Annotated in this window: 1 protein-coding gene and 4 pseudogenes; all 5 read right to left on the bottom strand. The window is 55.8% G+C overall.

The genetic code is table 11. From position 1 onward, the window contains the following. Window positions 1-154 precede the first annotated feature (154 nt). A pseudogene (locus tag SD70_RS31745) lies at window positions 155-2,883 on the bottom strand (alpha-mannosidase). A gap of 3 nt (window positions 2,884-2,886) precedes the next feature. Beyond that, a pseudogene (locus SD70_RS31740) lies at window positions 2,887-6,023 on the bottom strand (beta-galactosidase). After that, window positions 6,020-7,305, bottom strand: a pseudogene (locus SD70_RS31735) (glycoside hydrolase family 125 protein). The pseudogenes SD70_RS31740 and SD70_RS31735 overlap by 4 nt, the downstream one beginning before the upstream one ends. A 71-nt stretch (window positions 7,306-7,376) precedes the next feature. After that, on the bottom strand, window positions 7,377-8,294 hold the full coding sequence (locus tag SD70_RS31730) for a carbohydrate ABC transporter permease (protein WP_041052607.1): 918 nt from the start codon (window positions 8,292-8,294) through the stop codon (window positions 7,377-7,379). A gap of 29 nt (window positions 8,295-8,323) precedes the next feature. Then, window positions 8,324-9,163, bottom strand: a pseudogene (locus SD70_RS31725) (ABC transporter permease); the annotation flags it as partial. Window positions 9,164-9,262: the final 99 nt, after the last annotated feature.

Below are 9,262 nucleotides of genomic sequence, written 5' to 3'. Positions count from 1 at the left end.
CCCGAGGAAAGGCGGAGCGGAGGATGGGAATGTGGGGCGGAGAGCGGATCGTGCGCCTTTGAACTCGTGTTCCCACCATGTTTTGTAATTCGAGGGAACACGAGTTCAAGGAAGCCGGAGACCCACATTCTTAGGTCCGCAGCGCAGCCACGTCTTATCGATGAATTCCGATCGTTACAATTTCGCACGGACCAACCGGCAAACACAGCACGCCTTCAGCATCGGCTTCGACACTCTGTCCATGATCTTCCATGATCGTACTCTTGTACATATGGTAGAACGGAATGCTCGGCTGGAGCTTGAGTTCCGCGTTTTGCGCGCTCATATTGTACCAACGGAGCAGCAGATCGCCGGTGCCTTCATTCATTTTCAGCGAGGAAAAGGCCAACTCGCCGCCATCCCACACGAATGGGCAATACACCGGCGCAATGTGTCCATTGTGAACGCCCGTTTGACACAACGTCCAAGGAATTTGGTACTGGTAAGCTTCCGCGTAAGCGCCGGACTGTATGCCGTCGCCGTTATGCGGAATGAGGCGCATGCGGACGGTATGCTCGCCCGGGCACTGCGCTTCGGGCGTCGGGAAGAACCCCCAGTCGCCAAGCTCGCCAACCGCGCGAAGCAGCGTCACTGCAATCGTGTTGCGCCCGTCGCGCAAAATCTCATATTCGTTCAAGCCGAGATTGGCGACGACAAGACCCGCTCCCGTCTCGCTTACGTCGACAAAAGCTTGCTGGTGCTGCGTATTGCTTGGATTTTCCCATTCGGCTGACGGCGTATTGTCCCGCTGCGGGATTTCAAACATGGAGTCGACGCGGTGCACCCGGGTTTGCAAATCCGTAGGGAACAACATCCGCAATCGGTGGTCTTTGGCCTGATTGTTGAACGACGACTCGATCTCCAGCCCTTTGCTGCTGCGGCTCAGGCTGATGACGGTGCGGATCCGCATCGGCACCATGCGCTTTGAGCGCTGCGCTTTGCGGTGCGGAAAGTAGATCAGGCTGCGCTGTTCTTCCTCCAGCAATTCGTCCGCCGACGCGGGAATTTCCCAGTCGTGCACGATCTCAATGGATGCCTGGTAAGGCGTGTCTTGCAACACGCGAATTTGAGCGTTTAATCCGCTTGTTGTTAAAGGAATTTCGCCTTCCGGCTGCCGATACATGTATTCGTTGCCGATATCCCCTGTATTCTCATAAACGCCCAAATCCCGGTACGTACGGCCGTTCTTCTTGTCCGTCAACGTGAATGAGCCGTCATCCGCGACTTCGACTTTGAGCGCCTCATTTTCCAGCACCCGGTCTCCCGACAGCAGCGATGCCGCGGAGATATCCGCTTCTTTCCGAACCCAAGCGTACGTCTTCAGCCCCAACGCCGGAACTTCTTGCGCTTCAAAAGTCAGCTTCACTTTGCGGCACATATACGGCTGACGGAACTTGTCGTCCGGCAAGTCGTAACCGAATTGCAGTCCGAGATCTTCGAACGTGCACGGAACGATATTCCCTTCCGCGTCCACGAGCGTGCGGCCTGACAGATCCTCCGATTTTGCAAGACTGCCGGCTTCCTCCAGCGTGTAGCCGTCGCGGAAATACAGTCGCAGCGCTTCCAGCTCGATACTCACAACGCCGGTACGATCCCAACCGGATGTATTGAAAACAACGACCGGCAGCGCTCCTTCGCCCGCCTGCGCAAAGCAAGACGTATCGATCGCCTCGGCAATCGCCCGCTTGCTGTCATCGGCGACCGATTCCGCCACATGCCTGCTTTTCGCAAAGCGCGCCACCATTTCCCGGTGTACTTCGTCCACGGAGCAGCCGCAAATGCTGTCGTGCGGATGGTTCTGCATCAGCGTTTTCCAGGCGTATGTGAACAAATGATGCGGATACGTTTCGCCTACGCCGAGCACATTCGCGAAAGCTGCCAGCGGTTCCGCCACCTTTTCCAGCATCGCTTGCCCGAGCTGATTCATCTGCTTCAAATATATGCGGGCCGAAGCGGTGTTCACGAGCGTAGACCAGCCGTCCGTACGCTGGCTTCGCAGCTCGCCTTTTACTATGGATAGCTCACGCTGCAAGGAACGCCGAACGGATTGCAAATAATCGATAAAATTCGAATGAATAAACGTCGTATCCGGAAACAGCTCGCGCGCGGTTTGTATCGCTTCCGGCAAGTCCGTCTGCACCGGCTGATGGTCGCAACCGTTCATAAAGAGCAGTTCGCCCGTCGCTGCGTATTTCTCCGCGTCCGCCAGCTTCCGCTGCCAGTACTCCTTCGCTTGTTCCGGGTCGGCCGGAATTTCATTGCCGTTCGAATACCAGTTGGCAAAAAGAATGCCGAGCACCTGCGAGCCGTCCGGCCCTTCCCAGAGCAGCTCTGAAAACGACGATTCGTAATCTCCGTCAGAGACCGTATTGTTAAAGCCCGTCGCTTCACGCCGCGGCCGAAAAATGCGTTCGTGATCCCGGATTGCCGCATCAACTGCGGCGTTTGGCCTACGAGCCCGAACGTATCGGGGTAATATCCGATTTTCGAGACGGCGCCGAATTTCATCGCGTCCTGATGGCCGATCTGCATATTGCGCACATTCGCTTCGCCGCTCGTCAAAAAAGCATCCTGCAAAATGTACCACGGACCGATCAAAATGCGCCCGCTGCGAATCATTTTGGCCAGCCTGTCTTTTTGATCCGGCCTGACCTGAAGGTAATCGTCTAAAATGATCGTTTGCCCGTCCAAAAAGAAGCTGCGATAATTCGGATCTTGTTCCAATTTGTCCAGCAGCGTATCGATCAGCTTGACGAGACGAACATGGTGCTTCTCATAGGGCAAATACCATTCCCGGTCCCAGTGCGTATGGGAAACAATATGGGCGGTTCTTTTGCTGCTCATCGCTTAACTCCTTTCGATTTGGACTTCCTCAGGACGGTATACGGAGATGAGACGGCCCGCGGTGTCAGCAGCGAAGAGAACGGAGCGCTCTTTCTCCAGAGTAAAGGCATAGGTTGCCTCCGTGTCCGTATCTTTCACTTCGATATTCACGTTCCAACCGAACTCGGATACGAATACGTACAGGAAGCCGTCCTTGAAACGGAGCTTTCTTCCGTATACGCCTGCGATCTCTCCGCCTTGAATCCACTTCATCCCGCTTTCGCAGCGCGCGGCATCGATCGCGTAACGATACAACTCAGCCACCGTGTCCGTCCGTTCGTTCAATTCGACCGGCAGCGGACACCACAGGAGCCGGCCGTTGCCAAGCGGAATATCGACAACCGCATCGCCGGAACGGTTATGTCCGGGACCGGCAACCGCTTCCCCGCTGCCTCCGCGCACTTCTTTCAACAGCTCGGCAATGCGGCGCCCGCCGAACGATACCGGAAGCGCAGCGCCTTGCACGATCAGCATCTCTTCCCGCCGCACGTTCTGAAGCTCCGCTTCGCCCAGCTCGGCGGCCAGACGCGGCACTTGCTTCCAATACGCATCGAGGCTGATCGGTCCCGTCGCCAGCAGAGTCGCACCCGTATTGCGCACAATCCGGATCAGCTTGTTCCAAGCTTGATCGTCGATGTTATGCGCGCTCGGGAGCACAATCAGCTTCGCAGGCAGATCCTCCAGCGCGTCCAGATGATATTCCGACGCCGCGCGGAATGGCATTTTCAACTGATAAGATAGCACGCGGGTCATTGTAGTCGTGGCATCGAAGGCCAATTTGCGGTTCGAAAAATCGTTCGAATAAGGGAAGACCGCCGCGATATCCTCCAGCGCCCGGTCCTGAAACAAATCGCGGATGTCCGCTATGAACCGGCCGAATTCGTAAGATACGTCGCTTCCGGCTTCTCCGTGCCGTCGGCGCGAAGGGCGCCGATATGCGATTCGTTCGCATTATCCATATAAAAGTTCGTGTTCCATATCCAGTGAATGGCGCCCGCGCCACCGGTGGCGAAGGCATACGCATATTTGCGCTCGAGCAAGCTCCGCAGCTCGCTTTCCGACCGTTTGGCGCGGCCGTCCGGCGTCTCCACGTACATGATGCCCGTTTCTTGCACGACACACGGTTTCGTTGCCGTCTTGGCAAAAATGCCGTCCCAAACGAGATGATCGTTGAGCCACCACGAGTGTACGGTCGTATAGTCCACCGCCTCCTCGTAAAACAGCGGAGAAGGCCGCTGCGCCCCGAGCGCCTCGTCCTGCCCGACCACGACAAGCTGGCTCGGGCTGATCTCCTTGATCGTATCGTTAAGCTCCTTCGCCCAGCGATTATGCATCTCCATCGAGAACAGGCAGTAATCGAGCCAGCGCGTTCCTTTTTTGGCGCGGTGCATGTCCTGCACGTCGAAGTTGATTTCATCGGCCTCGGGAACTTCGGCAGCTTCAAACGAGGGCAGCTGTGCGGGTGACATGTTCCACCGCTCCTGCAGAAGCTCGATGCGGCCATGGCGCTGCTTGAGCCACTCGATAAACGCCTGACGTTCGAACATGTCGCGGCTGGAACGCGGCCCATCGGAAAAAATCCGGGCCGGATCGAACATGGAAGGCTCGTTGATCAAATCCCAATCCACGTGCGTCGTCGCGCGGTGGCGCGAAACAATGGAGCGGATAAACCGCTTCTGCGCCTCAACGCTTTGCGGATCAAGATACGGGTTAACCCCTTCCCAGGCCTCCGGCGTGAAGGAGAAAAAGGTGAACGTCACCTGCAGGTTATGCTTCTTCGCCGTCAGGAAGAAGGCGTCGATCGCCCTCAGCACTTCTTCGGAAGCGTGGCCGTCCACCTGCATGACGTTGCGGTAAGCGGTCCATATTCCGGTGCGGATCCAGTTGATGCCTGCCTTTGCCATCTGGGCCATGTCCCGGTCCCATACGTCGCAATTAGGCAGAAACAAAAATTTGCGGGCGACATCGGAGGCCATATACGTCATGCCGACGACCGGCAGCGGACGCCCGTCCCGGACGAAATAGTCGCGGCCGCACGAAACCGGCGCCCCCTCGGAGAGCAGGAGCGGATCGTGTCCCCAAAAGCCTTGGCGCAGCAAGCGAAGCTCCCCGTCCTCGGACTGCGCCCTGCAAACGACGCGATGGAAGCCGCGCTGTATGTCAAGCGGCACGGGAATGCGCGCCGTGTTGAACTCTTTGTTCACATCCGCCGTCAATCGGTGCGTCCAACCATGTTGTGCCCCGCCTTCATGCTCCACCGTAAGCTCAAAGGTCCATCGCTGCGAGCCGGAGCCGCCGCCCCCGCGCCCGAGAAACTGCGTCTGGAGCGATAGAATGGCATGCTCGCCCTGCTCGTAGCTGGCATAATTCGGCTTGATCCACAGCTCCGTAACCCCTTTGGCGCAAAACGCCGCCCAATCCATCAACCTGTCTGCGCCGCCGTCGCTCCAAAACGAAGCGCTGAGCGGCACATTGACGAACATCCAGCGCGATCCGGCAAACTCGCCGCGCGAGTTTTCCCAAAGGACGACTGGCGCCGCGAGCTCGCGGCCTTCCTTGCCGATGCCTTTCAATAGCGGATAGATCCGCGTGCTCATCGTGCCCGCAGAGCCCATCTGATGCGGCAAATCGCTGTTTCGCGTCGTATGCGGCACCATGTTCCACGTATCGGCATGCGCAAACAGCGACTCCCGCCCCTGCAGCAAAGGCAGCGTTTCCAACGCCGCGTAGGAACGGATCGGCGCCGAGTCGACGCGAAGCATTTCGTGAATGTACAATTGCTGATGATAGGCGGTCTGTTCCGTCTCCGCATGCCAGCTTTCGCCTTCCGGGCGCACCGGACGCTTGAACGGCGCGCCGCCTATGCTGACGAGCCCGCCGCCGCGCTGCAAAAACGCCAGGATGTCCGGCCAGGCGGATTTCGGAAAATAAGGGGCGTGCAGATTGACGAAGCACCCGCCGCCCGCCGTACGCAGCGCCTCTCCGAGCGCATCGGCCCCGGCTACGACCGCACCGGCCGCCGCAAGCCGCTCGATCGGCGCCTCCGGGGAAACGCCGCCCGGAAATGCGGCATCGTGGAAAACAACGATAGGCCTGCTCATAACAAACCTTCCTTCATCGCTTTATACACCAATTGGGAGAACAAACTGTTCGACCAGGCGAACCATTTTCGCGTAAATATCGTCGGATCGTCGGCATGGAAGCTTCGTGCATAAACCCTGTGTCCGCATCCGTCGCTTCGAGCATGGCAATCATCTCCAGCTTCTCTTTCGCCGTGGAAGCCGTCAAGCCCTGCATAGAAAGCGCCATATGCCAAATGTAGCCGTCCGGCGTATGCGGACTGCCGATGCCTTTGGCCGCTTTCCCTTCGAAGTAGAACGGATTTTCCTTGCTTAGCGCGAACCGCCTTGTGTTTTGATAAATCGGATCGCCCGTGGATACGTACCCCAAATAAGGAATCGACATCAGCCCCGGCGTGCCCGCATCGTCCATCAGGCAGTAATTGCCGAACCCGTCCGTCTCGTAAACGTAGATCGGGCCAAACTCCGGATGGCGGTAAATGCCGTACAAGCGGATACCGCGGTCGATTTCCGCTTCAAGCTCTTTGAGCTCGCGGAGGAAATCCGTATCGCGGAACACCCACTCCGCAAACTCCTGCATATGGCGCAGGGCGACAACGGCGAACATGTTCGCCGGAATGTTGTAATGGAAGTCGCAGGCATCGTCGCTGGAGCGGAAGCGCACACACCACACCGCCTATATGACCGGCATCCCCATCCCGTTATTGCTGAGCGAGTCCGACGGAATGCCGTTATTTCGCGTGAAACGATATGGCGACAATTCAAAATGCCGCTGCTCCGTTCTGAACAGCTCGTAAATTTTGTACATCGCGGCCTTGAAGCCGGCATCGAAAATGTCCGTGAGCTCCGTTTCTTTCCAATAGGCGTAAGCGAGCCGCATCGAGAAGCACAGCGAATCGAGCTCGAATTTGCGTTCCCATACCCAAGGCGACATTTCCGTCATATCCGCCTTATTCCAATGCCAGTCGTTTGCCGTTTCGTTAAACGCATTGGCATACGGATCGATGTGGATGTACTGAATATGGCGCTTGACGAGGCCGCCGATGATGCGCTGCAGGTCGGGATCGTTTTTGGCAAACGGCACATAGTGAATGACTTGCTCGACGGAGTCGCGCAGCCAGGACGCGGGGATGTCTCCGGTGATGACGAACGTCGTCCCGTCGTCCAGCAGCTTGGTCGTCGTCTCTAACGTATTGGGAAAACAATTTTGAAACAGCTGTAACAATTTGGGACGATGCGCGAGCTTCTGCTCCGCTTCCTCCAGCACTTGCCTAATCGCCTTTGGCAGCTCCAGCTTCGGCATCGGTATTTTCGGCAGCCTGAATTGCTCCATCTTCCAATCCTCCAAGTTGTTCGATCGCGAATATCTATAAATTATTCCTTTACCGCTCCGATGGTCAAGCCCTGAATAAAATACCGCTGAAAGAACGGATAAGCGAACACAATCGGGCCTGTCGCCAGCACGACCATCGCCATCCGCGACGTTTCCTGCGGCAGCGTTTGCAGCAAGCTCACGCCGATGGAAGGGTTATGCGTATTCTGGAGCAAGAACTGCATGCTGTTCTCAATGCGCATGAGCATGGACTGTAAAGGCACGAGCCGGGGATTATCGATATAAAGCAGCGCATTGAACCAATCGTTCCAGTAGCCGAGCGTGCTGAACAAGCCGATCGTGGCGAGCCCCGGAAGCGAGAGCGGCAGCACCAATTTGACGAAGATGCCGAATTCCCCCGCGCCGTCGATTTTGCCCGACTCGATAATGGCATCGGGAACGGACGTGCTGAAAAACGTACGCATAATCATGATGTAGAACGCGTTGCCCGCAAGCGGCAATATTAAAGCCCAAAGCGAATCTTTAATTCCCAATAGCTGCGTGACGACGATATAGGTCGGTACGAGCCCGCCGTTGAACAGCATCGTAAAAAAGGCGAAAGATCCGAAAAAATTGCGGAATTTGAAGCTTTTCCGGGAGATCGCATAAGCGAACGTAGCTGTCAAAAGCAAGCTGACGATCGTCCCCACAACTGTCACAAGAATGGTAACGCCATAAGAGAGAAGAAGCTGGTCTCCCGCTTTGAACAAATAACGGTACGCCTCCAAGCTCCACTTCTCCGGAAAAATCCGGTATCCGTTCGCGCTCAGCGCCTTCTCGTCCGTAAACGAAATGACGGTCACGAACAGAAACGGAAACACGCAGGCGACGGCAAATAAGCCGGCAACGAGGTGAAATACCGCATTCAGCAAAGGCGGCAATCGATGAAAATCTATGCTTGTTTTCGGTTTGGCGAGCACCTCAAAATCCTCCTTTCGATGCGGCTTGCTTAAAATAAAGCATTCTCCTTGTCAAATTTTCTCACGATATAGTTCGAGGCCATGACCAGAATAAAGCCGACCACGGATTGATACAAGCCCGCCGCGGTGCTCATTCCGATCTCGCCTGTCGTTTTCAGTCCCCGGTAGACGTAGGTGTCGATTACATTCGTTACCGAATACAGCGTGCCGGAATCTCTCGGCACCTGATAAAACAGCCCGAAATCCGCATAAAATATGCGGCCGATCGCCAGCAGCGTCAAAATGGTCATGAGCGGCTTCAGCATCGGCAGCGTGATGTTGACGATTTGCTGCCACTTGCTCGCGCCGTCGATCATCGCCGCTTCGTACAGCGATTTGTCAATCCCCATAATGGACGCCAAGTAAACAACGCTGCTATACCCGACACTTTTCCATAAGTTCACAACAATAAGAATAAGCGGCCAGTACGTCTTGTCGTTGTACCATTGAATCGGCGTTCCCCCGAACGAAGTAATGACATGGTTCAGCATACCTTTATCGAAGCTAAGGAAGCTGAATACGAAGTAGCCAACAATGACCCACGATAAAAAATAAGGCAGGAACATGCCCGTTTGGTACAGCTTGGCCAGCTTCTTGTTGGCAATTTCCGACAAGATGATCGCCATTGCAACGGAGAGTACTAGCCCGGCGACGATGAATACTATATTATACAGCAGCGTATTTCGGGTAATGATATAAGCATCGTTAGTGCTGAACAGAAATTTAAAATTTTGCAGGCCCACCCATTTGCTTTGGATAATGCTTGCCCAGAAGCCGTCGCGGCTGTAACGGTATTGCTTGAAAGCAATAACGACGCCAAACATGGGCAAAATCGGGTAGGAGGCTACCCATTAGTTGAGTAGCCGACCTCCCACACCACCGTACGTACCGTTCGGTATACGGCGGTTCCTTAGTTCACGCAGTTACTT

Origin of the sequence: Gordoniibacillus kamchatkensis, from assembly GCF_000829455.1 — a bacterium.
In the GTDB taxonomy this organism is placed as follows: Bacteria; Bacillota; Bacilli; order Paenibacillales; family NBRC-103111; genus Gordoniibacillus; species Gordoniibacillus kamchatkensis.
Note: the sequence above shows the minus strand (reverse complement) of the source record. Positions and strands in the feature narration are given on the sequence as shown.